Source organism: Mesorhizobium sp. M0615 (genome assembly GCF_040320805.1).
Classification (GTDB): domain Bacteria; phylum Pseudomonadota; class Alphaproteobacteria; order Rhizobiales; family Rhizobiaceae; genus Mesorhizobium.
In genome coordinates this window covers 86,945-112,608 of the sequence record NZ_JAMYQI010000006.1, presented here as the reverse complement: position 1 = coordinate 112,608, position 25,664 = coordinate 86,945, and the positions used below count along the sequence as shown (strand labels likewise).

Annotated in this window: 20 protein-coding genes; 10 read left to right on the top strand and 10 right to left on the bottom strand. The window is 64.0% G+C overall.

The genetic code is table 11. The features are described 5' to 3' along the window. Positions 1-2: 2 nt before the first annotated feature. Positions 3-704, bottom strand: a complete 702-nt coding sequence (locus NKI46_RS12050) for a sulfate transporter family protein (protein ID WP_023672874.1) — start codon at positions 702-704, stop codon at positions 3-5. Positions 705-902: 198 nt separating this feature from the next. Next, on the bottom strand, positions 903-1,805 hold the full coding sequence (locus NKI46_RS12045) for a DMT family transporter (protein WP_352746357.1): 903 nt from the start codon (positions 1,803-1,805) through the stop codon (positions 903-905). Between the two features lie 215 nt (positions 1,806-2,020). Here NKI46_RS12045 and NKI46_RS12040 point away from each other — a divergent pair, with 215 nt between their 5' ends. Further along, positions 2,021-3,013: an adenosine kinase gene (locus tag NKI46_RS12040; RefSeq protein ID WP_352459256.1), complete on the top strand. Its 993-nt coding sequence runs from the start codon at positions 2,021-2,023 to the stop codon at positions 3,011-3,013. 71 nt (positions 3,014-3,084) lie between these two features. On the opposite strand, the gene NKI46_RS12035 is transcribed toward NKI46_RS12040, so the two are convergent. The 3 genes from NKI46_RS12035 to NKI46_RS12025 all read right to left on the bottom strand — a co-directional run bounded on the left by NKI46_RS12035 (position 3,085) and on the right by NKI46_RS12025 (position 7,890). Next, the gene (locus NKI46_RS12035; protein ID WP_352459257.1) at positions 3,085-4,164 is read right to left on the bottom strand and encodes a diguanylate cyclase domain-containing protein; all 1,080 of its coding nucleotides are present in this window, start codon (positions 4,162-4,164) and stop codon (positions 3,085-3,087) included. A 121-nt stretch (positions 4,165-4,285) separates the two neighbouring features. Further along, complete coding sequence (locus NKI46_RS12030; RefSeq protein WP_023738125.1) at positions 4,286-6,565, bottom strand: NADP-dependent malic enzyme; 2,280 nt, start codon at positions 6,563-6,565, stop codon at positions 4,286-4,288. A 143-nt stretch (positions 6,566-6,708) separates the two neighbouring features. Further along, complete coding sequence (locus tag NKI46_RS12025) at positions 6,709-7,890, bottom strand: glycosyltransferase family protein (protein WP_352459259.1); 1,182 nt, start codon at positions 7,888-7,890, stop codon at positions 6,709-6,711. Between the two features lie 165 nt (positions 7,891-8,055). On the opposite strand from NKI46_RS12025, the gene mutS reads away from it, so the two are divergent. From mutS to NKI46_RS12010, 3 genes are all read left to right on the top strand, one after another. Further along, positions 8,056-10,785 carry a DNA mismatch repair protein MutS gene (mutS, locus tag NKI46_RS12020; RefSeq protein ID WP_352459260.1) on the top strand — a complete coding sequence of 910 codons (2,730 nt, stop codon included), beginning with the start codon at positions 8,056-8,058 and terminating at the stop codon, positions 10,783-10,785. A gap of 73 nt (positions 10,786-10,858) precedes the next feature. After that, positions 10,859-11,323 (top strand): nuclear transport factor 2 family protein, encoded by a 465-nt coding sequence (locus NKI46_RS12015; protein WP_023715575.1) that lies wholly within the window; start codon positions 10,859-10,861, stop codon positions 11,321-11,323. 66 nt (positions 11,324-11,389) lie between these two features. Beyond that, a complete protein-coding gene (locus NKI46_RS12010) occupies positions 11,390-11,944 on the top strand; it encodes a TetR/AcrR family transcriptional regulator (protein ID WP_352746353.1) in 555 nt (184 codons plus the stop codon). 4 nt (positions 11,945-11,948) lie between these two features. Here NKI46_RS12010 and NKI46_RS12005 read toward each other — a convergent pair whose 3' ends face one another. The 4 genes from NKI46_RS12005 to NKI46_RS11990 all read right to left on the bottom strand — a co-directional run bounded on the left by NKI46_RS12005 (position 11,949) and on the right by NKI46_RS11990 (position 16,633). Continuing rightward, the gene (locus NKI46_RS12005; RefSeq protein ID WP_352459261.1) at positions 11,949-12,707 is read right to left on the bottom strand and encodes an MBL fold metallo-hydrolase; all 759 of its coding nucleotides are present in this window, start codon (positions 12,705-12,707) and stop codon (positions 11,949-11,951) included. Positions 12,708-12,759: 52 nt separating this feature from the next. Next, positions 12,760-13,605, bottom strand: coding sequence for an aldo/keto reductase (locus tag NKI46_RS12000; protein WP_023715573.1), 846 nt, complete (start codon positions 13,603-13,605; stop codon positions 12,760-12,762). A 93-nt stretch (positions 13,606-13,698) separates the two neighbouring features. Beyond that, a complete protein-coding gene (copM, locus tag NKI46_RS11995) occupies positions 13,699-14,082 on the bottom strand; it encodes a CopM family metallochaperone (protein WP_023685134.1) in 384 nt (127 codons plus the stop codon). A gap of 43 nt (positions 14,083-14,125) precedes the next feature. Then, entirely contained in the window at positions 14,126-16,633 is a 2,508-nt protein-coding gene (locus NKI46_RS11990) for a heavy metal translocating P-type ATPase (RefSeq protein ID WP_352746348.1), read from the bottom strand. 176 nt (positions 16,634-16,809) lie between these two features. Here NKI46_RS11990 and NKI46_RS11985 point away from each other — a divergent pair, with 176 nt between their 5' ends. The 6 genes from NKI46_RS11985 to NKI46_RS11960 all read left to right on the top strand — a co-directional run bounded on the left by NKI46_RS11985 (position 16,810) and on the right by NKI46_RS11960 (position 24,768). Continuing rightward, a complete protein-coding gene (locus tag NKI46_RS11985; RefSeq protein ID WP_023685136.1) occupies positions 16,810-17,652 on the top strand; it encodes a glycosyltransferase family 25 protein in 843 nt (280 codons plus the stop codon). 33 nt (positions 17,653-17,685) lie between these two features. Next, complete coding sequence (locus tag NKI46_RS11980) at positions 17,686-20,481, top strand: [protein-PII] uridylyltransferase (protein ID WP_023685137.1); 2,796 nt, start codon at positions 17,686-17,688, stop codon at positions 20,479-20,481. Between the two features lie 76 nt (positions 20,482-20,557). Then, on the top strand, positions 20,558-22,165 hold the full coding sequence (murJ, locus tag NKI46_RS11975; protein WP_023703110.1) for a murein biosynthesis integral membrane protein MurJ: 1,608 nt from the start codon (positions 20,558-20,560) through the stop codon (positions 22,163-22,165). 173 nt (positions 22,166-22,338) lie between these two features. Further along, positions 22,339-23,406 carry a tryptophan--tRNA ligase gene (gene trpS, locus NKI46_RS11970; protein ID WP_023738118.1) on the top strand — a complete coding sequence of 356 codons (1,068 nt, stop codon included), beginning with the start codon at positions 22,339-22,341 and terminating at the stop codon, positions 23,404-23,406. Between the two features lie 100 nt (positions 23,407-23,506). Then, on the top strand, positions 23,507-23,998 hold the full coding sequence (locus NKI46_RS11965) for a universal stress protein (RefSeq protein ID WP_023672856.1): 492 nt from the start codon (positions 23,507-23,509) through the stop codon (positions 23,996-23,998). 200 nt (positions 23,999-24,198) lie between these two features. Continuing rightward, positions 24,199-24,768 carry a NifU family protein gene (locus NKI46_RS11960; RefSeq protein WP_023685140.1) on the top strand — a complete coding sequence of 190 codons (570 nt, stop codon included), beginning with the start codon at positions 24,199-24,201 and terminating at the stop codon, positions 24,766-24,768. A gap of 182 nt (positions 24,769-24,950) precedes the next feature. Here the strand turns inward: NKI46_RS11960 and NKI46_RS11955 are convergent, their stop codons facing one another. Beyond that, positions 24,951-25,568 (bottom strand): L,D-transpeptidase, encoded by a 618-nt coding sequence (locus NKI46_RS11955; protein ID WP_023692663.1) that lies wholly within the window; start codon positions 25,566-25,568, stop codon positions 24,951-24,953. Positions 25,569-25,664 lie beyond the last annotated feature (96 nt).

The window sequence follows — 25,664 nt, the reverse complement described above, 5'->3', positions numbered from 1 at the left end:
GCCTATCGCCCGGCGCTCTCCCGCGCGCCGACCGCCTTGTGCAGATGCACCATCATGGCGGCGGCAAAGAGCGGCGTCAGCAGGTTGAGCAGGGGCACGGCGAGGAAGGCAGCGATGAGCAGCCCGGCCAGAAAGACGGTGCCGGCATATTTCCGGCGCAACGCCCTCGCCTCATCTTCCGGGCGGAAGCGCATGGCGGCGAATTCGAAGAATTCACGTCCGAGCAGATAGCCGTTGACGATGAAGAAGGCGGCGATGTTGACGCCTGGAACCAACAGAAGGAGCAAGGCGACGATGTTGCCCAGGATGACGACGCCGAAGAATTTCACCGACAACACGAGCGAGCGCAGCGCCGGCATGGCGCGTCCGACGGGATCGGCCGGATAGTCGGTGCGCTCGACCACTTCGGCGATGTCGTCGAGAAACAGGCCCGCCACGATTGCCGTCACCGGCGCGATCAGCAGCGCCATCCCGAAGGCAAGCGCGATGGCAGCGATGATGCCGCTCAGCCATCCGGCCCAGGACGGCAGGCCGGGCAGCAAGGAGTGAACCCATGGCAGGGCCAGCCAATCGACAAGCCCGGTCAAGACGAACCACAAGGCGACCAGCGCCAGGACGGTCAAGCCCAGCGTCTTCAGGAAAACCGCGCGGAATTCGGGAGAAAACAGCCGGCTGAAGGCGGCGCGGGCAGCGTTGGAGATCACGGCGTTTCCACCCCCAGGAACAAACGGATATCTCCGACATAGGCGGAGACCCTGTCAGCCGCAAGCCTGCTGGAGCGGGCGCAATTCCGGACGGGAACTGGAGCATGATCCCAAAAAGTGGGTACCGGTTTTTGGAAAAGATCATGCTCCAACAAAGGGTTAGATCATGATGAGATTTCAACCAAATCTCATCATGATCTAGCGCGCCAGCGCCCGGGAGCGGGCGGGGATGGTCATTGCCGCAACACCGGCGACGACGCAGCCCATGCCCCAGAAAGCTGTCGGCCCAAGGCTTTCACCGAGGAACAGGACGCCGATGCCGACGCCGATCGGCACGCGCAGATAGGCCTGCGACGTCGTGCCGACCGAACCAAGCGTGTGGATGAGGCGGAAAAAGATGCAGAAGGCCAGCGCCGTGGAGAACACCGACAATGCCAACAAGGCCAGTATCGACGCCATTGAAGGCGACAGCGTCCACGGGCGGTCGAAGGCCAGGCTCAAGGGGACGAGGATGACCGCGCCGCACAGCATCGAGCCGGCGGCCGGCAGCATCGGGTCGAGTCCCCTAAAGCTGCGGCCGAAAATGGCGGCGCCGGCATAGCAGACCGTGGCGGCAATGACGGCAAGCTGCGCCCACAATTGATGGCCGAGCCCGCCAAGCGCCTGGGTGCCGACGATCAGGCAAATGCCGGCAATGCCGGCACCGACACCGAACAGCTTGCGTGCGGTCACGGATTCATGGCGGGTGATAAGCGCGGTCAGCAGGAAGGTGAAGATCGGCGAGGTCGCGTTGAGAATGGTGGCCAGACCGGCGTCGATGGAGCGCTCGGCGGCGGCGATCAGCGTGAACGGCACGACGCTGTTGAGGCAGGCCTGGACCATGAACCGCCACAAGGTCGCGCTGTCCTTGGGCATGGCGAGGCCGCGCCAGCGGATCAGCGCGAGCAGGATGGCGCCGGCAATCAAGGTGCGGGCAGCGATGAAGGATATCGGCGGGATCGTCTCGACACCGATCTTGATGAAGGTATAGAACGCGCCCCACAGGGCGGCCAGCACGCCAAGCAGCGCCAGTTCGGTGGTCATGTCGGTCTTTGCTTGCATGCGGGTGCTTCCAGCGCTTGATTTGAGGCCAAGCTTGTAGGCGACCCGGCGGTCAGATGCTTCGGCCACGGTCGAACTGTGATGGAGCCTCGTCCCAGGCGCGCGCGCCGGCTTGGGCCGGCAAAGGATGGAAATCGGTTGCCATTTTTCGGGGTGATGCTGTAGACCCGCCCGGGCGCGGCAGAAAGCCGGCAGGTTCCGAGGCGGAGACATTGATGCCGGATTTTGACGTGCTTTGCATCGGCAATGCCATTGTCGACATCATCGCCCAGTGCGACGACGCTTTTCTCGAGACCAACGGCATCATCAAGGGTGCGATGAACCTCATCGACACCAAGCGCGCCGAGCTGCTCTACAGCCGCATGGGGCCGGCGATCGAGGCCTCGGGCGGCAGCGCCGGCAACACGGCGGCGGGCGTCGCCAGCTTCGGCGGCCGCGCCGCCTTCTTCGGCAAGGTGTCGAACGATCCGCTCGGCGAAATCTACGCCCATGACATCCATGCCCAGGGCGTTGCCTTCGACACCAGGCCGCTTGAGGGACAGCCGCCGACGGCGCGCTCGATGATATTCGTCACCCCCGATGGCGAGCGTTCGATGAACACCTATCTCGGCGCCTGCGTCGAACTCGGCCCGGAAGACGTCGAGGCCGACAAGGCATCCGGCGCCAAGGTTACCTATTTCGAGGGCTATCTGTGGGATCCGCCGCGCGCCAAGGAGGCGATCCGGCAGACGGCGAAGCTCGCACACGAGGCCGGGCGCGAAGTGTCGATGACGTTGTCGGATTCGTTCTGCGTCGACCGCTACCGGGACGAGTTCCTCGAGCTGATGCGCTCGGGCACTGTCGACATCGTCTTTGCCAACAGCCACGAGATCAAGTCGCTCTACCAGACAAAATCCATCGACGAGGCGCTGGCGGCTATCCGCAAGGACTGCAAGATTGCCGCTGTCACCCGCTCCGAAAAAGGCTCGGTGATCGTGCGTGGCGAGGAGACCGTCACCATCCAGGCGACGACGATCCGCGAACTGGTCGACACCACCGGCGCCGGCGACCTCTACGCCGCCGGTTTCCTCTACGGCTACACCTCGGGGCGCAGCCTGCAGGATTGCGGCGATCTCGGCTCACTGGCCGCCGGGCTGGTGATCCAGCAGCTCGGACCGCGGCCACGGCAGAATCTGCGCAGCGCTGCCCAACTGGCGGGGTTGCTGTAGGGCCGTCTTTCGGCGCGCAGCGCCGAGCCAGATGAGGGGTGCCCGCCGGTTCAGGCTGTCCGGCGCTCCGCTCAGGCGGTGCGGCGAACGTCGTCGGACGTAGGCCCGGGTTCCAAAGCCCCGGCGGTGACCAGCCGGTTGCGGCCGCTCTTTTTGCCGATGTACATCAGTCGGTCGGCGAGCGTTATCAGCGCCTCCGAATCGGACGCTTCCGCCGGGTAGATGGCGACGCCAACGGTGCAACCAACATGGATGGCTCCATTCGGCGTCGGCACCTTGATCCGCAGCTTTTCCAGGATACGTTCGGCGACGCCCACGGCCTTCTGTCGGGCCCGGCTAGCCTCTCCTGAAAACAGGAATGCGAACTCGTCTCCACCGAGCCGCGCCACGAAATCAGCGCTGCGCAGGATGGTGCGAAGCTGACCCGCCACCTCCTGCAGCAGCGCGTCGCCGGCCTCGTGGCCGAGCGTGTCGTTGACCTTCTTGAACCTATCGAGGTCGATGAACAGCAGGCCGGCCGCCTGGCCGGTGCTGTCGCAGCGGTCGATCACCGACCTCAGCTCGTTGTGAAAGGCGCGCCGGTTGGGCAGGCCGGTCAATGCATCGTGGTTGGCCGAGTGGTCGCTGTGCTGCTTGGCCAGCTCGATCTCGCGCTTTTGTACCGAGAGTTCCTCATTGGCGGCCTTGAGTTCGAGCAGCAGCTCGGCGTTGAGATCCTCGACGACCTTGCGGTCGCTGATGTCGACGACGAAACCTTCCAGGAATTCCAGTTCGCCGGCCTCGTCCCAGACGCCGCCGCCGATCTCGCGGACCCAGAGCGGCTCGCCGACCTGCGGCACGATGCGGTAGTCGACGTTCCAGTTGCAGCGCGCCTCGAGCGCGGTATCGACGGCGGCATAGACGGCAGCGAGATCATCCGGGTGGATGGCCGAGACATAGTCGCGCACGGCATTTTGAATGAAGTCGCTCGGCCGATAACCGCTGACGGTGAAAATGCCGTCGCTGATGTAGAGCATGGTGTAGGACGCATCGTTGCGGCAACGGTAGAGATAACCGTCCATGCGGCCGGTGATACTGAGCAGCGCGTCCAGCCGCTCGTCGTGGTAGACCCCATGGCCAACCGCGGATGCAGAAACCCCGTCATGCTTCATGGCCGCACCCCCGTTAGCGGTCTGAGCGCGCCGCCAATGCCATAAGGCCATAGGGGCGAGAACGTTCCCTATAGCAGCCGAATATTATCAATCTCTTATGGGTTGGTGATTTTGCCGCCAATCAGGCTCCCGCGCTATAGGCCGCGATCGCAGCCATGTTGACGATGTCCGAATCCTTGGCGTTCAGCGAGACGATCTGGACCGGCTTGTTGAGGCCGACCAGCAGCGGGCCGATGACGGTGGAGCCGCCGAGTTCCTGCAGCATCTTGGTCGAGATCGAGGCCGAGTGGAACGCCGGCATGATCAGCACATTGGCCGGTCCGGTCAGGCGAATGAATGGATACTGGGCCATGGCGCGGGCATTGAGCGCCACGTCGGCGGCCATCTCGCCATCATATTCGAAATCGACGCGGCGCTTGTCGAGGATGCGTACCGCTTCCTGGACGCGTTCCGAGCGCTCGCCCTGCGGGTGGCCGAAAGTCGAATAGGCCAGCATGGCGAGCCTCGGCTCATAGCCCATGCGGCGGGCGAAGCCCGCCGCCTCCTCGGCGATATCGGCGATCTGCTCGGCATTGGGCATATCGTGCACGGCGGTGTCGGCGACGAGCACGGTCTTGCCCCGGGCGAGCACGATCGAGACGCCGATGACGCGGTGGCCGGGCTTGGCGTCGATGACGCGGCGGATATCGTCAAGCGCCGTGGAATAGTTGCGAGTGACGCCGGTGACGATGCCGTCGGCATCGCCCAGCGCCACCATGCAGGCAGCGAAATGGTTGCGGTCGTTGTTGATCAGCCGCTGGCAGTCGCGGAACAGGAAGCCTTTGCGCTGCATGCGCTCGTAGAGATAATCGGTATAGATGCCGTTTCGGCGCGACAGCCTGGCATTGATGATCTCGATGCCTTGCTTGTTGAGGTCGATGCCGGCGTGCCTGGCGTTTTCCTTGATGACATCGTCGCGGCCGAGCAGGATCGCGGTGCCGAGCTTCTGGTTCACATAGGAGACGGCGGCGCGCATCACCTGTTCTTCCTCGCCCTCGGCAAAGACGATGCGCTTGGGCTGGCGGCGGACGCGATCGTAGATGCGCTGCAAGGTCGAGGCGATCGGGTCGCGGCGGGCCGACAGCTCCTGCGCGTAGCGGTCGAGGTCGAGGATCGGCTTGCGGGCGACGCCCGACTCCATCGCCGCCTTGGCCACAGCGAGCGGGATGGCCGAGATCAGGCGCGGATCGAACGGCACCGGGATGATGTAGTTGGGGCCGAATTTCGGCCGGTTGCCCTGATAGGCGGCGGCGACATCGTCGGGCACGTCCTTGCGCGCCAGGTCGGCCAGCGCTCTCGCTGCGGCGATCTTCATGTCGTCATTGATGGTGGTGGCCCTGACATCCAGCGCACCGCGGAAGATGTAGGGGAAGCCCAGCACATTGTTGACCTGGTTGGGGTAGTCGGAACGCCCGGTGGCCATGATGGCGTCGGTGCGGATTTCGGCCACTTCCTCCGGCGTGATCTCCGGGTCGGGATTGGCCATGGCGAAGATGATCGGGTTCTTGGCCATCGACTGCACCATCTCGGTGGTCAATGCGCCCTTGGCCGACAGGCCGAGGAAGACGTCGGCGCCATCCAGCGCCTCGGCCAGGCTGCGCGTGGCGGTCTTGACCGCATGCGCCGACTTCCACTGGTTCATGCCTTCGGTGCGGCCCTGGTAGACGACACCCTTGGTGTCGCACAAGATGATGTTTTCCGGGGCGAAACCCATCGCCTTCATCAGTTCGATGCAGGCGATACCGGCGGCGCCGGCGCCGTTGCAGACCATTTTCGTGGTCTTCATGTCGCGGCCGGTGATCTCCAGCGCGTTGATCAGCCCGGCGGCCGAGATGATGGCGGTGCCGTGCTGATCGTCGTGGAAGACCGGGATGTCCATCAGTTCGCGCAGGCGCTGCTCGATGATGAAGCATTCCGGCGCCTTGATGTCTTCCAGGTTGATGCCGCCGAAGGACGGCCCAAGAAAGCGCACGCAATTGATGAACTCGTCGGCATCCTCGGTGTCGACCTCGAGGTCGATGGAATCGACATCGGCGAAGCGCTTGAACAGCACCGCCTTGCCTTCCATCACCGGCTTGGAGGCCAACGCGCCGAGATTGCCGAGGCCGAGAATGGCGGTGCCGTTGGAGATGACGGCGACCATGTTGCCGCGCGTCGTGTAGTCGAAGGCGCGGCTGGGGTCTTCGGCAATGGCCAGCACAGGAACCGCGACACCCGGCGAATAGGCGAGGCTCAGATCGCGCTGCGTCGCCATCGGCTTGGTGGCGACGATCTCCAGCTTGCCGGGGCGGCCCATGGCGTGGAATTCCAGCGCCTCCTCGGCGCTGACGGAGGGGCCGCTGTTTTCGGTTTTCTTGGCCATGATGCTTTTGATTTCCTCGCCGGTGCCGCACCCTTGAGACGGGTGTGTGTTTTTGAAACTTCTGAATCAAGGCTACACGCCACCGCTGTAAACCGCCAAGCAATCTTCACGCCCGCAGCGAAATCTCCCGAGGTCGAACGGCGTCACGTCGGCTCTGGCTCGCTGACGAAGGCAGCGATTTCGCGCACCGTTCCCCGCCGCATCATGCCGTCTGTGCCGGGGAAAGGCCACGTCTCGATGGGTGGCGCACGGCTTCCCTTGCGCCGCAGCAATGCAGTCAGGAACGCCATGAGTTCGATGCGCTGGGCGTGAACCTTCTCCAGCGTGCGGCGGCGGATCTGCTGACGCGGTATGGCACGATCTCGCAGCGTCTCGACGGCGCGGCGAATGGCAGCCGGTTCCGGATCGGCGACGATGCAATAATCCGGATCGAAATAGACGTCGCGACCGCCAAGGCTCGGCGTACTGACGATCGGCAGGCCGGCCATCAGATATTCCATCGAGGAGTACATCGCTCCTTCCACGGCCGACAGGCACAGCCCGACGGCGGCCTGGTTGTAGACGTGGTTGACCTGTTGCGCCGTCAGCTTGCCCGGCCAGCCGTCGACGAGCGGATTGGCGATCTGGTGGAGCGGCGAACGCGCCTGCAGTCGCCGAACAAAGGCGCGGGCGGCAACCGGCGGCAATTCGCCGATCGAATAGGTGATGTGGGCCAGCCGCTCTATGTCGAAGGCCAGGTGATGGCGTTTGATCGGCGAGATGCGGCCATTGTAGACCGCGTCGAATTCGACCGGCACGTCCGGCAGCTGCCGGAATATATCCTCCGACACCATCAGATTGTGGTTGGAGAAGATGGCATTGCCGCCCGCAGCCGCGACGAGACGGCGCTCTTCCTCGGTGTTGCACAGGAAGATGATTTCGTGCAGCGGAAACCGGCCGGCATACCAGGCGAGATCGCGGCCCATCCGGGCGATGACAGCCGGCCGCTCCATGGTCCAGGTCTGCATCGTCAGGAAGGTGACGCGCCGTCCCGCCAGGCGCCGGCCAAGGGCCGCCAGCGGATAGAGCGGACGGGCTCCGCCAATCGGGACATAGAGCACCAGCGGGTCGCGGCTGAGCACATGCAGCGACATCTCGATGCCGCTATCGAGATCGGACAGCGGTCCCCGTGACGGCAGGAGGAAGGGGACGCGCTTGCGCACTGTCCCCCTAAGCTTGCTTTTGGTGCGGTGGACGCGCCGCGCCGCCAACAGCAGCAGGCGCTCAAGCGCCGATCCAGCCGGACCGACCAGCTCTTCGAACGCCTCCTGTTTGTCCTGATCCATGCCGCTTATCCCCGCCATGGCGATCATAGGGTCTGGTTGGCGCCCGAAGCAACCAACGGCTTCACCCGGCGTAGAGGGAGCACAAGCCGCCGTCGAGGCCGGTCGTCCCCTGCTTTTCGGGCCGCCGGCATTAAACCCCGCACCCACATCTGCTAGCGTGCGGGCATGAACATGCACACTTCAGCAGAAACCGACGCCCCCGGGGTGACACCGCCTGCGCCCGTCGGCAGCGTCACGCCGATGATGGAGCAATATATCGAGATCAAGGCGGCGAACCCGGATTCTCTGCTGTTCTACCGCATGGGCGATTTTTACGAGCTGTTCTTCGACGACGCCGAAAAGGCGAGCAAGGCGCTGGGCATCGTCCTGACCAAGCGCGGCAAGCACCAGGGTAACGACATTCCGATGTGCGGCGTGCCGGTGCATGCGGCCGACGACTATCTGCAAAAGCTGATCGGCCAAGGTTTTCGCGTTGCCGTCTGCGAGCAGATCGAGGACCCGGCGGAAGCCAGGAAGCGCGGCGGCAAATCGGTCGTACGCCGTGACGTGGTGCGCCTGGTGACGCCCGGCACCATCACCGAGGACAAATTGCTGGCGCCGTCGGAATCGAGTTTCCTGATGGCGCTGGGACGGGTGAAGGGCGGCAGCAGCGGTGACGCCTTCGCCCTGGCCTGGATCGAGATCTCGACCGGCGTCTTCCGCGTCGCCGAAACCACGGCCGACCGCCTGCTGGCCGATGTCTTCCGCGTCGACCCGCGCGAGCTGATCGTCGCCGAGCCGGTGTTTTACGATCCCGAGCTGAAGCCGGTGTTCGACTTCATCGGCCGCGTCGCCAGCCCGCAGCCGCCGTCGCTTTTCGATTCGGCTTCGGCAGCGGGGCGGATCGCGCGCTTCTTCGAAGTGGCGACGCCGGACAGTTTCGGCGCCTTCTCGCGCGCCGAATTGTCGGCGATCTCGGGCGCCATCGCCTATGTCGAAAAGACGCAGAAGGCCGAGCGGCCGCCTTTGTCGCGTCCCGAACGCGAGGAGCAGGGCTCGACGCTGTTCATCGATCCTGCGACACGCGGCAATCTGGAACTGTTGCGCACGCTGTCGGGCAGCCGCGACGGCTCGCTGTTCAAGGCTATAGACCGCACGGTCACCGGCGGCGGCGCCAGGCTGCTCGCCGACCGGCTGATGGCGCCGCTGACCGATCCGGCGGCGATTGCCGCCCGGCTTGATTCGGTATCGTTCTTCCGCGCCGAGACGCGGCTCTGCCAGGCGGTGCGGTCAAGCCTGAAGAGCGTCGCCGACATGCCGCGAGCGCTGTCGCGGTTGGCGCTCAACCGCGGCGGCCCGCGCGACCTCGGCGCGCTGCGTGCCGGCTTTGAAGCGGCGGGCGCCATTGCCGAAATCTTCGCCGCAACAGCGCTGCCCCATGAATTGACGGAAGCACTTGCCGCGATCAAGGCGCTGCCGCGTGCGCTGGCCGAGCATCTGACCCAGGCTCTTGGCGAGGAACTGCCGTTGCTCAGGCGCGACGGCGGCTTCGTGCGCGGCGGCTACCATGCCGAGCTCGACGAAATGCGGGCGCTGCGCGACGAATCGCGCAAGGTGATCGCCGGACTGGAGCGCTCGCTGATCGAGGAGACCGGCATCCGCTCGCTGAAAATCCGCCACAACAATGTGCTGGGCTATTACATCGAGGTGACGGCCAACCACCATTCAATCATGACCGGAAGCGACGGCGCCAAGGCGCGCTTCATCCACCGCCAGACCATGGCCAACGCCATGCGTTTCACCACGACCGAACTTGCCGAACTCGAGACCAAAATCGCCAATGCCGCCGACCGGGCGCTGAGCATCGAGCTTGCCGCTTTCGACACGCTGACGACAGAGGCGGTCGCCGAGGCGCAAAAAATTCGCGCCGGCGCCGATGCGCTTGCCGTACTTGACGTGTCGGCGGCGCTCGCGCTGTTGTCGGAGAGTGAAGCCTGGTGCCGGCCGCTGGTCGATTCCAGCCTTGCCTTCGACATTTCGGGCGGGCGCCATCCTGTGGTGGAACAGGCGCTGCGGCGTTCGGGCGAAGGGCCGTTCGTCGCCAATGATTGCGATCTGTCGCCGCAAGACGGGGCCAAGGCCGGCGCGATCTGGCTGCTCACCGGTCCGAATATGGGCGGTAAGTCGACTTTCCTGCGGCAAAACGCACTGATCGCCATCCTCGCCCAAACCGGTTCCTTCGTGCCGGCGACATCGGCCCATATCGGCGTCGTCGACCGGTTGTTCTCGCGCGTCGGCGCCTCGGACGATCTGGCGCGTGGCCGCTCCACCTTCATGGTCGAGATGGTCGAGACGGCGGCGATCCTCAACCAGGCCGGTGAGCGGGCGCTGGTGATCCTCGACGAAATCGGCCGCGGCACCGCCACTTTCGATGGCCTGTCGATCGCCTGGGCGGCGGTCGAGTACCTGCACGAGAAGAACCGCTGCCGGGCGATCTTTGCCACCCATTTCCACGAGATGACGGCGCTGTCCGGCAAACTGCCGCGCCTTTCCAACGTCACCATGCGGGTCAAGGAATGGGAAGGCGACGTCGTCTTCCTGCACGAGGTCGGCAAGGGTGCCGCCGATCGCTCCTATGGCGTTCAGGTCGCTCGCCTTGCCGGTCTGCCGGAAGCGGTGGTCGGCCGCGCCAAAGAGGTGCTGCATCAGCTCGAGGAAGGCGATGTCTCCGGCAAGGCCAACCGGCTGGTCGACGATCTGCCGCTGTTTTCGGTGGCAATGAAGCGGGAAGCGGCAAAGCCTGCGAAGAGCGACGCATTGGGCGCAGCGCTGGGTGAGATCAATCCAGACGAGATGACGCCGCGCGAGGCGCTGGAAGCGCTCTACCGGCTGAAGGGGCTGGCGGGGAAAACCTAGTCCGATTTCAGCCTTGACCAATTGTACCGTTTGGTACAATGCTCGCCATCGCCTTTGCCGATGGGAGAGTGACATGAGCCGTCCGCCGCTGCCGCCCTTCACCGCCGAGACCGCCGCGCAGAAGGCGCGCATGGCCGAAGACGCCTGGAACAGCCGCGATCCCGAACGGGTTTCGCTCGCCTATACGCAAGACAGCACCTGGCGCAACCGCGCCGAGTTCGTCTCGGGCAGAAATGAGATCGTCTCCTTCCTCACGCGCAAATGGGCGCGCGAGCTGGACTACCGGCTGATCAAGGAGGTCTGGACCTGGAACGACAACCGCATCGCGGTGCGCTTTGCCTATGAATGGCGCGACGACAGTGGCCACTGGTTCCGCTCCTACGGCAATGAGAATTGGGAATTTGACGCGGATGGACTGATGCGTAGGCGCGTCGCCAGCATCAACGACCTGCCGATCGCTGAGGGTGAGCGCAAATATCACTGGCCGCTCGGCCGCCGGCCGGACGACCATCCCGGCCTGACCGAACTCGGACTTTAGAGTGTGATCCCTAGAACTGTGTCGCGGTTTTCGGCAAAGATCATGCTCAAGCGGAAAAACTAGCGCATGCGCAGGATCGCGCTCGATCGCGCCGATTTGCTCTCCATCATCGGCGAGGTTTTCCGCGAACACGGCTATGAAGGGGCGAGCCTGGCGCGGATCGGTGCGGCGACCGGCCTAGGCAAAGGCAGCCTTTATCACTTCTTCCCCGGCGGCAAGGAAGAGATGGCGGCGGCTGTCATTGCCCATATAGATGGCTGGTTCGAGGAGAATGTCTTCGTGCCGTTGCAGGACAGGGCCTACCCTCGCACGGGCATCGATCGGATGTTCGAAGCGGCCGACAGCTATTTCCGCTCGGGACGCCGGGTGTGCCTGATCGGCGCCTTCGCGCTGGACGAATCCCGCGACCTCTTCGCCATTGCGATCAAAAGCTATTTCGGCCGCTGGGTGGCGCATCTTGCCGAAGCGCTGACCCGAAGCGGGCACAGCGCTGACAGGGCGGACGAACTCGCCGAAGAAGCGGTCGGCGCCATCCAGGGCGCGCTCACGCTGGCACGCGCCTTCGACGACACCGCAGTGTTTTCGCGCGCGTTGCGACGGGCGCGGGCGGCGCTCGGCTAGAGTGCTACAAGGGCTCGAAGCGGAAAGCCGTCTCGGTTCGAAAAACCCGGCCGACGCCGGGCGAATCAAGATGCGCGCCGGCGACGTAGCAGTCGTTGTTGGCCGCAAGCGCCAGCATTTGCAACCGGCTTGCCCTCGCCTGCTGCTGGTCTGCGTCGAATTCCCACGTGATCTCGGGTCGATCGAATTGAAGCGACGGCACATGTACGATGTCGCCCCAGATCAACAGTGTTTCGCCTGCGCTCACAACGCGAAAGCAAGTGTGGCCGGCTTCATGGCCAGCGGAGCCGATCGTATCGATGTCAGCGCTGACGCGCTGTCCAGCATCGAGAGGCTGGGCGCGATCGTGGAAGCGTTCCAGCCTCGCCACGTCGCGAAACATGCCGAGCTCAGCGCGCGGGACAAGCAGGCGAGAGAGCTGCGGGAAGCCGTCGCCACCATCGGCAAGGATGAGCCCGTGTATATGGTCGAGATGGGTGTGGGTGAAAGCAACAGTCCGAATCCGGTCGGTGGCGATCTTCGCCTCGCGCAGCGCCTCGGGCAGGTGCCCCATTGTCGGGTGCCAGGCGTTCGAAGCCCCTGTGTCGATCAGCGTGATGTCGTCGCCGTCATCGATGGCGAAGGCGTTGACCGACAGCCTGAGCGCACCGTCGACGAGCGGTACATGCGAGGGCAGGTTGTCACCGAATGTCCGGTCTCCGGGCTGGCGCAGCCGCTTGATTGGCATGTCGACGTAACCGTCGCGCAGCGACGTGACCGTCATGGCTCCGACTCTATACGCCGTATGATGATACCCGGTCGAAACCCGTTCCAATCTAGATCATCTCCAGGCCGCGTTTGCGCGTCGGCGGTGGAAAGGCGCGGTCGAGTTCGGCGAGGTCTTCGGCCGTCAGCCTGATATCGTGCGCGGCGACATTCTGGCGGACGTGCTCCTGGCTGCTGGCCTTCGGGATGGCGATGACACCGGGCTGCGCCATCACCCAGGCAAGCGCGATCTGTGCTGCCGTGGCGTTGTGGCGGGCGGCGATGGTTTCCAGCCTGGAATTGCGCGCCAGCGCGCCCTGCTCGACCGGCGAATAGGCCATCAGCGGGACGCCGCGCTGCCGGCTCCATGGCGCGAGATCGAATTCGGGGCCGCGCCGCGACAGATTGTAGAGCACCTGGTTGGTCTGGACATGATCGCCAGACGACAGGCCGGTCAACTCCTCCATCTCGTCGGTGTCGAAATTGCTGACACCCCAGTGGCGTATCTTGCCGGCCTCCTTCAGCGCCTCGAACGCCTCGACGGTTTCAGATAGAGGCACACTGCCCGGCCAGTGCAGGAGATAGAGATCGATGCGGTCGGTGCGCAGGCGCTTCAAGCTGTTTTCGCAGGCCCGCGCCACGCCGGCGCGCGAGGCATTGGACGGCAATACCTTGGAGACAAGAAAGAGTTCGTCGCGGCGCCCGGCAATGGCTTCCGCCACCACCTCCTCGGCGCCGCCGCTGGCATACATTTCGGCGGTGTCGATCAACGTCATGCCGAGGTCCAGCCCGAGCTTCAGGGCATTGACCTCCCCGGCGCGGCGGCGGGAATCTTCGCCCATCTTCCATGTGCCCTGTCCCAGCACCTGGACGGCCTCGCCCGAAGGCAGCGTGGTGGCTCTTATCGTCGATGGCATGTAGGCTCCTGGCGCCGTGTAATCGATGTGAATGGCATCACAACCACGGAGAGAAATCCAGAATCGATCTCTCCGGCATGGCCGGTTGCTGCCTTACTTCGCCGGATGGGCGGCGAGCCAAGCCTGCATCTTGGCGATCTCGGCTTCCTGCGCGGCGATGACATCTTCGGCCAGCTTGCGGATTTCGGGATCCTTGCCATTGGCGAGTTCCACCTTGGCCATGTCGATCGCGCCCCGATGATGCGGGATCATGCCGCGCACGAAATCGACATCGGCATTGCCGGAATATTCGATCATCATGTCGGTGTGCATCTTGTCCATCGCCGCCTTGTAGCCGTCGGTCGAAGGACCTTGCGCCCCCATCGCGCCCATGTCGTGTTTCATCTCTTCGGATTGCGCCGGGACGCTTTCGAGGAAAACGGCAAGCAGCATTCCCGCCGCCATCATCAAAAGCACGATTTTCTTAGCCAAGGTCATCCATGATCTCCTGTTGATTGAAATTCGTATCTGGGGGCTTTGCTCAGAGTTTCAACGTCCGCAGCCGCAATGCGTTGGCGATGACCGAAACCGAAGACAGGCTCATGGCCGCCGCCGCCAGCATCGGCGACAAAAGCGTGCCGGTGAGCGGATAGAGCACGCCGGCAGCAACCGGCACGCCAAGCACATTGTAGAGGAAGGCGAAAAACAGATTCTGGCGGATGTTGCGGATAGTCCCCTGGGCGAGCGTTCGCGCCCTGACGATGCCGTTGAGATCGCCCTTGACCAGCGTAATGCCGGCGCTCTCGACAGCGACATCGGCGCCGGTGCCCATGGCGATGCCGACATCGGCGCTGGCCAAGGCCGGCGCATCGTTGACGCCGTCGCCGGCCATGGCGACGCCCGCACCTTTCGCACGCAACTCCTCGACAAGGGCGGCCTTTTGTTCCGGCAGCAGGCCGGCGCGCACCTCGTCAATGCCAAGGCTTTTGGCGATGGCACGCGCCGTGCGTTCATTGTCGCCGGTCGCCATGATGATCCGCAACCCTCTGTCGTGCAGCGCCCTGATCGCCTCGGCTGTCGTTGCCTTGACCGGATCGGCGACCGCGACAATGCCGGCCAGTCTTTTGTCCACCGCAACGAACATCGCCGTCTTGCCTTCTGCCTGCAGCGCCTCGGCCCTGGCCGACAGGGAAGCGGTGTCGATGCCTACATCGGCCATCATGGCGGCGTTGCCGAGCGAAACCTTCCTGCCAGACACCGTGCCGGATACGCCCTTGCCGGTGACCGCGTCGAAGCCGCCGGCCTCAACGAGCGTCAGGCCGCGTTCGCCGGCGCCGCCGACAATGGCCTCGGCCAGCGGATGCTCCGAGCCTTTTTCCAGGCCGGCGGCGAGCGCCAGCAATTCATTCTCAGACAGGCCTTCGGCAGCGACGACATCGGTCAAGCGAGGCTTGCCTTCGGTCAATGTGCCGGTCTTGTCGACGATCAACGTGTCGACCGAAGCGAAGCGCTCGAGCGCGCCCGCCTCCTTGATCAGCACGCCCGCGTGCGCCCCGCGCCCGGTGGCGGTCATGATCGACATCGGCGTCGCCAGGCCGAGCGCGCAGGGGCAGGCGATGATCAGCACCGACACCGCCGAGACGATGGCAAAGATCAAGCTGGGTTCGGGACCGAAGATCGCCCAGGCGGCAAAGGCCGCGAGCGCGACCAGCACGACGGCCGGCACGAAGTAGAAGGAGACGCGATCGGCTAAACCTTGAATCGGCGCGCGCGAACGCTGCGCCTTTGCGACCAGCTCGACGATGCGCGAAAGCGTCGTTTCGGAGCCGACCTTTTCGGCGCGCATGATCAGCGAACCGTTCTTGTTGAGCGTGCCGCCGGTCAAGGCATCGCCTTTCGTTTTTTCGACCGGCAGCGGCTCGCCCGAGATCATCGATTCGTCGATGGAGGAACGGCCTTCCGTTACAATGCCGTCGACCGGCACGGCGTCGCCCGGACGGAGGCGCAGGTGGTCGCCGGTCTTGACCGCATCGAGCGGCACGTCGGTCTCGGAGCCGTCCTCCCCGATCAGCCGTGCCGTCTTCGGCGCCAGGTCGAGCAGCGCACGGATGGCCGAGCCGGTCTTCTCGCGCGCCCGCAATTCGAGGACCTGACCGAGGAATACCAGCGCGACGATAACGGCGGCTGCCTCGAAATAGACCGGCACTGTGCCGCCATGGCCACGGAACTGATGCGGAAAGATGTCCGGAAACAGTGCGGCGACGACGCTGTAGAGGTAGGCCGCACCCACACCCAGCGAAATCAGCGTCCACATGTTGGGGCTGCGGTTGACCAGCGACTCCCAGCCGCGGTGGAAGAAGGGGAAGGCCGCCCACAGCACCACCGGGCTGGCCAGCGCCAATTCCAGCCAGACCATCGTTCGCCCGTCGACAAACGCCTGGAACGTCAGGCCGAGCATCGGCGCCATGGCAACGATCAGCAGCGGCACGGACAGCATCGCACTGACCCAGAACCGTCTGGTGAAGTCTACCAGTTCGGGGTTCGGCCCCTCATCGCCAGTGGGAACGCCCATCGGCTCAAGCGCCATGCCGCAGATCGGGCAGGAGCCGGGCTTGTCTCTTATCACTTCGGGATGCATCGGGCAGGTGTATTGCGTGCCTTTCGGCACCGGCGACGCCGCCGGCCTGTCGCCGAGATAGTTTTGTGGCTCGGCCTCGAACTTCGCCTGGCAGCCGGCCGAGCAGAAATAGAAACCCTGGCCTTCGTGGCGGAAAAAATGCCTGGCGGTAGCGCGGTCGACACTCATGCCACAGACGGGGTCGGTGGCGGTCAGGTATTTTTCGGGCCCGGCGACGAATTTCGTACGGCAACCCTCGCTGCAGAAGTGAAAGAGACGGCCGCCATGCTCGGCCGTCGGCTTGCCCGCGGCCGGATCGACGCTCATGCCGCAGACCGGATCGCGCACCACGGCTTCGGCGGCCGGCTCAGCAGCCTTTGCCGCACAGCAGCTGCCATCGGCCGCGTGGTGGTGATGCTCGGAATGCGCCATCGAAAAATGCCTTATATCTGTCTGGGTGAGGGGGTAGTGCTTCCAGTAACTGGAAGGTCAAGGGGCGATTTCCACTTTTCGATCATGGCCCTCATCGCACACATCGAGGGAAAATCGCTTACGCAACTTTGTTCCCATGCTATGGACGCGCGTCCCACTGCATCGATCCCACCCAAATGAAATGCCTGATTATCAATCTCGATCGGTCCCGCGATCGCCTCGCCCATGTAACGGCGGAGTTCGCCCGCATCGGCATCGCGTTTGAGCGGGTCGCCGCCATCGATGCGCGAGATCGGCCGGATCTGGCCGAAATGCCGCAGGGCAAGAAGCATTTGCGTCTGGCCGACGCCGAGATTGCATGCCTGCTCAGCCACCAACAGTGTTGGTCGATGATCGCTGCAGGTGAGGATGCTTACGCGGCGATTTTCGAGGACGATGTCGTTTTCCCGGACAAAGCCGGCGCTTTGCTTGCCGATGCGGGCTGGATTCCCGCCGATGCGGACATCGTCAAGTTGGAAACGTTCTTCAACCGGACCGTAATTTCACGCAAGCAAGTTGCCTGCGGCCACGGTTTTTCTGCGAGCAGACTGCACGGGCTCCATATCGGTACGGCGGGATACATCCTGTCCAGACAGGCCGCGCGGGACCTTCTTGCGGCAACGAATGAGATCAGCATTCCCGTCGATCACCTCATCTTCAATCCGCGTTTTGCGACCTCGTCCGACAAGGTCATTTACCAACTCGTCCCAGCATTGTGCCTGCAGGCACAATTCCTCGGCGACAGTCCGGTGAGATTGCCAAGCCTGCTCAAGCAGGAGCGAACAGAGGAATGGGTGGCAAGCGGGATAGGTAAACGGCGCCCCAGGCCAATCACCGCCAAGGTAAGGATCGAGACCAGGCGGTTGACGCGGCAGATCGCCGATCTCTTCCGGCTCCGGCGCGAGATGATCATCCCTTTCTGGTATCGCGGCCGACGCGTCCGTCCGCCCCATACACAGCGCCGTGAAAACGCGCTATAGACGCCGCGCAAAGGCGAGGCCCACCGGCAATCCATGGCAAAAATCTCCCTCAAGCTCGACGCGCTGATCGACAGCGAGGCTTTGCGCCGCGACATGACGGCGCTGATCTCGGCGGCCAGCGGCGCCGAGCCCGGCGCGCGCGTCGGTGCGCTCCGGCTGCTGAAGGATCGGCTGACCGAGGGCCGCAAGGTTGCCGAGCGCATGCTGATGGACGATGGCAGCGGCACGGCATGCGCCGCCCGGCTGTCGCATCTGATGGACGAGATCATCCGCGCCCTCTACGAGTTCGCCGCGACCCACGTCTACCGGGTGAAAAGCCCCTCGACCGCAGAGCGCATGGCGGTCGTTGCCGTCGGCGGCTATGGCCGCGGCACGCTGGCGCCGGGCTCCGACATCGACCTGTTGTTCCTGCTGCCCTACAAGCAGACGCCGTGGGGCGAACAGATCGTCGAATATATGCTCTATATGCTGTGGGACCTCGGGTTGAAGGTTGGCCACGCCACCCGCAACATCGACGAGTGTCTCAGACTGTCGCGCAGCGATATCACCATCCGCACCACGATCCTGGAAGCGCGGTTCCTGTGGGGCGAACAGAAGCTCTTCGACGAATTGCTCACCCGCTTCGACCATGAAGTGGTGCGCACCACCGGACCGGAATATGTGCAGGCCAAGCTCGCCGAACGCGACGATCGCCATGCCAAGGCCGGCGAAAGCCGCTATCTGGTCGAGCCCAACGTCAAGGACGGCAAGGGCGGCCTGCGCGATTTGCAGACGCTGTTCTGGATCGCCAAATACTTCTATCGCGTGCGCACAGGCGAGGAACTGGTCGACAAGGCTGTGTTCACCGAGGCCGAATACCGGGAATTCCTCAAGGCCGAGGATTTCCTCTGGGCGGTGCGCTGCCACATGCATTTCCTCACCGGCAAGCCAGAGGAACGGCTGCATTTCGATATCCAGCGCGAGATTGCCGAACGTCTCGGCTACACCACCCATCCCGGTCTGTCGGCGGTCGAGCGCTTCATGAAGCACTACTTCCTCGTCGCCAAGGATGTCGGCGACCTCACCCGCATCTTCTGCGCCGCGCTCGAGGAAGAGCAGGCCAAGCATGTGCCCGGCTTCAACCGCATCTTCCTCACCTTCCAGCGCCGCAAGCGCAAGCTGGCAGGCACGTCGGACTTCATTGTCGACAATCACCGCATCAACGTCGCCGACGACAGCGTGTTCGAGCGCGACCCGGTCAATCTGCTCAGGCTGTTCTGGTTCGCCGACAAGCACGGGCTGGAGTTCCATCCCGATGCGCTGAAGCTGCTCACCCGCTCGCTCGGTCTGGTCAACAAGTCGCTGCGGCGCGACGAGGAGGCCAACCGGCTGTTCCTCGACATCCTGACCTCGGACCGCAATGCCGAGCTTAATTTGCGGCGTATGAACGAGGCCGGCCTGCTCGGCAGGCTGATCCCCGATTTCGGCAGAATAGTCGCCATGATGCAGTTCTCGATGTACCACCACTATACGGTGGACGAGCACCTGATCCGCTGCATCGGCGTCTTGGCCGAGATCGAGCGCGGCGACGGCGAAAAGGTGCATCCGCTCTCGCACACGCTGATGCCGGGGCTAGAGAAGAGCCGCGAGGCACTCTATGTCGCGGTGCTGCTGCACGACATCGCCAAGGGCCGGCCGGAGGATCACTCAGAGGCCGGCGCCCGGATCGCGCGCCGCATCTGCCCGCATATGGGGCTGTCGGCGGCCGACACCGAGACAGTCGCCTGGCTGGTCGAGAACCATCTGGTGATGTCGATGACGGCGCAGACGCGCGACCTCAACGACCGCAAGACGATCGAGGATTTCGCCTCGATCGTGCAATCGGTCGAGCGGCTGAAAATGCTGTTGATCCTGACCGTCTGCGACATCAGGGGTGTCGGGCCGGGCGTGTGGAACGGCTGGAAGGGCCAGCTCCTGCGCACGCTCTACTACGAGACCGAACTGCTTTTGACCGGCGGCTTCTCGGAAGTGTCGCGCGCCAAGCGGACGGCGGCGGCGCGCGAGCGGCTGGCCGAGGCGCTGGCCGATTGGCCGGACAAGGCCCGCAAGCGCTATGTCGGCCTGCATTACGAGAACTATCTGCTGACGGTCGACCTCCCCGATCAGTTGCGCCATGCCGAATTCATCCGCGAAGCCGACGCGGCAGGCAAGAAGCTCGCCACCGTGGTCAGGACCCACCAATTCGAGGCGGTGACCGAGATCACCGTGCTGGCGCAGGACCATCCGCGCCTGCTTTCGGTTATTGCCGGCGCCTGTGCCGGCGCCGGCGGCAACATCGTCGACGCGCAGATCTTCACCACGTCCGACGGCCGCGCGCTGGACATCATCCTGATCTCACGGGAATTCGACCGCGATGAGGATGAGCGCCGTCGCGCCGAGCGCGTCGGCCGGCTGATCGAGGACGTGCTGTCGGGCAAGAGCTGGCTGCCGGAGATGATCGAGAAGCGCACCCGGCCGCGGCGCGGCGCCAAGGTGTTCAAGATTCCGCCGCGCGCCGAAATCCGCAACACGCTGTCGAACCGGTTTTCGGTGATCGAGGTCGAGGGACTGGACCGGCCTGGGCTGTTGTCGGAAATCACCAGTGCGTTGTCCGATCTCTCGCTCGACATCGCCTCGGCTCACATCACCACCTTCGGCGAGAAGGTGATCGACACTTTCTATGTCACCGACCTTACGGGGCAGAAGATCGACAACCCGGCACGCACCGCCACCATCCACGCCAGGCTGATCGCGGCGCTTGAAGGCGTTGTCCCAGAGCGCGGCGGCAAGGCCAAGGCGGCGGCCGAGTGACCATCACTTTGTCCCAATCACCCCCTTTGTCCCAATCATCCCCTTTGTCCCAATCATCCAGGCAATCTCCCCGCGCATGAGCCTCGTCAAGAAATTCGCCACGGTTGCGTCCGGCACGCTGATGAGCCGCGCCCTTGGCTTTGGCCGCGAGATGCTGATGGCTGCCGCACTCGGCACCGGGCCGGTGGCGGACGCCTTCAACGCCGCCTTCCAGTTTCCAAACACGTTTCGCCGGCTGTTTGCCGAAGGCGCTTTCAACGCCGCCTTCGTGCCGCTGTTTGCCAAGGAGATCGAGACCCACGGCACCGACGGCGCCAAGCGCTTTTCGGAGGAAGTGTTCGGCGTCCTGTTCACCGCACTTCTGGCGCTGACCATCGTCATGGAATTGGCGATGCCGCTGATCGTGCGCTATCTCGTGGCGCCGGGCTTTGCCGACACGCCGGGCAAATTCGAGACGACCGTCCTGCTGGCGACGATCATGTTCCCGTATCTCATCTGCATGTCGCTCGCAGCGATGATGGCCGGCATGCTGAATTCGCTGCGCCGCTATTTCGCGGCTGCCGTGGCGCCGGCTTTCCTCAACATCATCCTGATCAGCGTGCTCGGCTACGCCTGGTACCACGGCATGGATGCCCGTGAGGTCGGTTTCAGCCTGTCCTGGGGCGTGCTGGCGGCGGGGCTGGTGCAGCTTGCCATCGTCTGGGTGGCGGTGCGCAATGCCGGCATCGCCATCGGCTTTCGCCGGCCGAAGATGACGCCCAACGTCAAGCGCCTGCTGATCCTGGCGCTGCCGGCGGCGATCACCGGCGGCATCACCCAGATCAACCAGCTGATCGGCACGGCGATCGCGTCGGCGCAGGACAGCGCCGTGTCCTCGCTTGCTTACGCCGACCGCATCTACCAGCTGCCGCTCGGCGTCGTCGGCGTCGCGGTGGCCATCGTGCTGTTGCCGGAGCTGTCGCGGGCGCTGAAATCGGGCAATCTGGTCGAGGCGGCCAATCTGCAGAACCGCTCGGTCGAGTTCACCCTGTTCATGACCTTGCCGGCGGCGGCGGCTCTGTGGGTGATGGCGGAGCCGATCGTGCGGCTGGTCTATGAGCGCGGCGCCTTCGCCGCCAACGGCTCGACGCCGACAGTGGCCGCAATCCTGGCGATCTTTGGCCTCGGCCTGCCGGCCTTCGTGCTGATCAAGGCCTTCACTCCCGGCTATTTCGCCCGCGAGGATACGCGCACGCCGATGATGTTCGCCGCCATTTCGGTCGGCGTGAACGTGATCACGGCACTGACGCTGTTCCCGAGCATGGGCGCGCCCGGCATTGCGGTGGCCTCGGCCGTGGCCGGCTGGGTCAACGCTGTGATGCTGCTTGCCGTGCTGATCCGACGCGGCCATTGGGGCCGCGACGCGCCGCTGCTGAAGCGCATTCCGCGCCTGGTGCTGTCGGCTGCGGTGATGGCGACAGCACTCTATTTCGCCGAGCACTGGCTGGCCGTCAGGCTCGGCCCCGGCTCCCCACTGGTGATCAAGGCCGTGACGCTTCTCTCATTGGTGGCCGGCGGGGCGCTGCTCTACTTCGTCACGGCTTTCGCCACCGGCGGCGCCGATTTCGGAATGATCCGGCGCAATGTGAAACGCGGCTCGGGCAAGGCAGCGGCGCCAGCGCCAAACGCCGATCTGGACGAATAGTCCGGGCGAGCTAACAGCAACACCGGTCTTGATCCTCTCCGCCCCTTCGTCCATAAGCGCGCCGTCGCAAGACTTTCGCCGCGCGTGGTTTCCAGCCGCGTGATTGGCTCCGAAAGGTCTGCAACTTTTCGGAAACACGCTTAATACGGCCCTCCACAAGCCATGAGGAACCCATGACCGCCTTCAAACAGCTCGTCTTTTCCGGGGTACAGCCGACCGGCAATCTGCATCTCGGCAACTATCTCGGCGCCATCAAGAAATTCGTTGCGCTTCAGGACACGTCAGACTGCATCTATTGCGTCGTCGACCTGCATTCGCTGACGGCACAACTCGTCCATGATGACCTCGCAGACCAGACCCGCTCGATCACCGCCGCCTTCCTCGCCTCGGGCATCGACCCGAAGAAGCACATCGTCTTCAACCAGTCGCGGGTGATGCAGCATGCCGAGCTTGCCTGGATCTTCAATTGCGTGGCGCGCATCGGCTGGATGAACAAGATGACGCAGTTCAAGGACAAGGCCGGCAAGGACCGCGAGAACGCCTCGCTGGGCCTGCTTGCCTATCCCTCGCTGATGGCCGCCGACATCCTGCTCTACCGCGCCACCCATGTGCCGGTGGGCGAGGACCAAAAGCAGCATCTGGAGCTGACCCGCGACATCGCGCAAAAGTTCAATAATGATTTTTCGAGCCGCATCGCCAGTCTTGGCGTCGGCGTCGAGATGCAGGTTGGCGAAGAGACGGTAAACGGGTTCTTCCCGATAACCGAACCGGTGATCGGCGGGCCGGCGGCGCGCATCATGAGCCTGCGCGACGGCTCCAAGAAGATGTCGAAGTCGGACCCGTCGGATCTGTCCCGCATCAATTTGACCGACGATGCCGACACCATCTCGAAGAAGATCCGCAAGGCCAAGACCGACCCGGAAGCGTTGCCAAGCGAAGCCGACGGCCTGGAAAGCCGCCCGGAAGCGGAAAACCTGGTCGGCATCTATGCCGGGCTGGCCGAGATGTCGAAGGCGGACGTGCTGAAGGAATTCGGCGGCCAGCAGTTTTCCGTGTTCAAGCCGGCGCTCGCCGACCTTGCCGTGGAAAAACTGGCGCCGATCGCCGGCGAGATGCGCCGTATCGAGGGAGACCGCGCCTATGTCGACGCGGTGCTGAGAGACGGCGGCGAACGCGCCGGCGCGCTGGCTGGGACCACCATGAAGACGGTACGCGACATTATCGGCCTGTTGCAGGGCTGATCCTACCGTCAGTGCACCGCACCATTCTGGCCCAAGGCCGGCGGCTTGCCGCCGGTCTGTCGCGGTGGCAGATTGCGGCCGAAACACCGAGTAGATAGACATGGTCTCCAAACGCCTCAGTCGCGAAGCCGGCCATCGCAGGAAATTCCTGACGATCATCGACGACACGCCGGAGTGCGAGCGCGCCGTCGCCTACGCCTCCAAGCGGGCGCAGAGCACCAGCGGCACGCTGGTGCTGCTCTACATCATCACACCGGACGACTTTCAGCACTGGCTGGGCGTCGAGAAGATCATGCGCGAGGAAGCCAACGCCACGGCGCGCGCGGCACTCGACGGCTACGCCAACAAGGTGCGCCAGAAGCTCGGCATCGAGCCCGAGATGGTGGTGCGCGAAGGCAAGCCGACCGAGGAGATCCACAAGCTGATCGAGGAAGACCAGGACATCGCCATCCTGGTGCTGGCGGCAGGTGCCGGCAAGGAAGGACCCGGGCCGCTGGTCGGGGCTGTTGCCGGCAAGGGCGCCGCCTTCCCTATTCCGGTCACAGTGGTGCCGCAGAACCTGTCTGACGAGGAGATCGACAGCCTCGCATAGAGAGTGATGCCGGAAAGTGTGAAGCGGTTCGGATAACATCACGATCCTGGATTTATAGCCCGCGCGGCATTCATTCCCAGCCAGCAAAGACATTCCGCCAGCCAGCCGTTTTGAGCGATGCGTTTCGCTTGAATATCCCGCCGATTGAGCCTATTTAGAACTATTCCAAACTAGCTGCCCGACTGGGCACGGAGACGGCCATGTTCATCCAAACCGAATCGACGCCGAACCCGGCAACGCTGAAGTTCCTGCCCGGCAAGGAAGTGCTTGTCGAAGGCACCGCCGATTTCCGCGACGCCGACAGTGCAGCCAGCGCCTCGCCGCTGGCCGGCCGGCTGTTCGAGATCCCCGGCGTGACCGGCGTCTTCTTCGGCTATGACTTCATCACCGTGACCAAGGACGGCCCGGACTGGCAGCACCTGAAGCCGGCGATCCTGGGCGCCATCATGGAGCATTTCATGTCGGGCGCGCCCGTCATGGTCAATGCCGGCCCCGCCGCCGAGACCAGCCAGACCGGCGAATTCTACGACAAGGCCGACGAGCAACTGGTCATCACCATCAAGGAACTGCTCGACACCAGGGTGCGCCCGGCGGTTGCCCAGGATGGCGGCGACATCACCTTCCGCGGCTTCGAGAACGGCACCGTGTTCCTGCACATGAAGGGCGCCTGCGCCGGCTGCCCGTCCTCGACGGCGACGCTGAAGCACGGCATCCAGAACCTGCTCCGCCACTTCGTGCCGGAAGTACAGCAGGTCGAGCAGGTCTCCTAAGACCCCTTCACGCATTCGAGCGAGCAACAAAAAACCGGGCCAGATTGCCCGGTTTTCTGTTTTGGACGTCCGTTGTTGCCTAGACGGTCCGCGTACGAAGGGTAACGCCTACTTTGACCATGATCTTCCCGAAAACCGGTTCCACTTTTCGCTTTCGTGGACCTCGGTTCCGGATCATGGTCCTACATCACGATGACCTTGGCGCCGACCGACGTGCGGTCGTAGAGGTCGATGATGTCCTGGTTCATCAGCCGGATGCAGCCTGACGACATCGCCTTGCCGATCGAATTCCATTCCGGACTGCCGTGCAGGCGGTAGCCCATATCACCGCCCTTGTTGAACAGATACATGGCGCGCGCGCCGAGCGGGTTCTTCAGGCCCGGCTCCATGCCGCTCGCGAACTTCGCTAGCTCCGGCTGGCGCTGGATCATCTGCCGCGGCGGCGTCCAGGTAGGCCATTCGCGCTTCAGCGCGATATGGGCGGTCCCGTGCCATTCAAAGCCTTCGCGGCCGACGCCGATCCCGTAGCGGATCGCCCGGCCGTCGCCTTCGACGAAGTAGAGAAACTTGTTCTGGGTATCGACGACAATGGTGCCCGGCTTTTCCGAGGTGTCGTAGTTCACCTCTTGCCGGTGGTACTTCAGCGGCACCCTCTCGATCGGGATGCGCGGCAGTTGGTAGCCTGCATCGTTCACCGAACCGTAGTTGTTGGTGAACAGCTGCGAGCCGATCGTGCTGCAACCCGAGATCGCGGCCGACAACGCAAGTGCGGCGACGATTGCAAATGACTTCATGCGCATGAAATGGTCCGATGCCCCGCCAAGATGTCGCGACACGTTACGGCCGCTTTTCCTGAAATCATTCATGCTGGCATTTGCTTTGCTTGCCAAGCGCGC

Coding starts and splice junctions, on each gene's coding strand:
- NKI46_RS12045 (WP_352746357.1), bottom strand. CDS start 1,805: ATGCAAGCAAAGACCGACATGACCACCGAACTGGCGCTGCTTGGCGTG.
- NKI46_RS12040 (WP_352459256.1), top strand. CDS start 2,021: ATGCCGGATTTTGACGTGCTTTGCATCGGCAATGCCATTGTCGACATC.
- NKI46_RS12035 (WP_352459257.1), bottom strand. CDS start 4,164: ATGAAGCATGACGGGGTTTCTGCATCCGCGGTTGGCCATGGGGTCTAC.
- NKI46_RS12030 (WP_023738125.1), bottom strand. CDS start 6,565: ATGGCCAAGAAAACCGAAAACAGCGGCCCCTCCGTCAGCGCCGAGGAG.
- NKI46_RS12025 (WP_352459259.1), bottom strand. CDS start 7,890: ATGGATCAGGACAAACAGGAGGCGTTCGAAGAGCTGGTCGGTCCGGCT.
- mutS (WP_352459260.1), top strand. CDS start 8,056: ATGAACATGCACACTTCAGCAGAAACCGACGCCCCCGGGGTGACACCG.
- NKI46_RS12015 (WP_023715575.1), top strand. CDS start 10,859: ATGAGCCGTCCGCCGCTGCCGCCCTTCACCGCCGAGACCGCCGCGCAG.
- NKI46_RS12010 (WP_352746353.1), top strand. CDS start 11,390: ATGCGCAGGATCGCGCTCGATCGCGCCGATTTGCTCTCCATCATCGGC.
- NKI46_RS12005 (WP_352459261.1), bottom strand. CDS start 12,707: ATGACGGTCACGTCGCTGCGCGACGGTTACGTCGACATGCCAATCAAG.
- NKI46_RS12000 (WP_023715573.1), bottom strand. CDS start 13,605: ATGCCATCGACGATAAGAGCCACCACGCTGCCTTCGGGCGAGGCCGTC.
- copM (WP_023685134.1), bottom strand. CDS start 14,082: ATGACCTTGGCTAAGAAAATCGTGCTTTTGATGATGGCGGCGGGAATG.
- NKI46_RS11990 (WP_352746348.1), bottom strand. CDS start 16,633: ATGGCGCATTCCGAGCATCACCACCACGCGGCCGATGGCAGCTGCTGT.
- NKI46_RS11985 (WP_023685136.1), top strand. CDS start 16,810: ATGAAATGCCTGATTATCAATCTCGATCGGTCCCGCGATCGCCTCGCC.
- NKI46_RS11980 (WP_023685137.1), top strand. CDS start 17,686: ATGGCAAAAATCTCCCTCAAGCTCGACGCGCTGATCGACAGCGAGGCT.
- murJ (WP_023703110.1), top strand. CDS start 20,558: ATGAGCCTCGTCAAGAAATTCGCCACGGTTGCGTCCGGCACGCTGATG.
- trpS (WP_023738118.1), top strand. CDS start 22,339: ATGACCGCCTTCAAACAGCTCGTCTTTTCCGGGGTACAGCCGACCGGC.
- NKI46_RS11965 (WP_023672856.1), top strand. CDS start 23,507: ATGGTCTCCAAACGCCTCAGTCGCGAAGCCGGCCATCGCAGGAAATTC.
- NKI46_RS11960 (WP_023685140.1), top strand. CDS start 24,199: ATGTTCATCCAAACCGAATCGACGCCGAACCCGGCAACGCTGAAGTTC.
- NKI46_RS11955 (WP_023692663.1), bottom strand. CDS start 25,568: ATGCGCATGAAGTCATTTGCAATCGTCGCCGCACTTGCGTTGTCGGCC.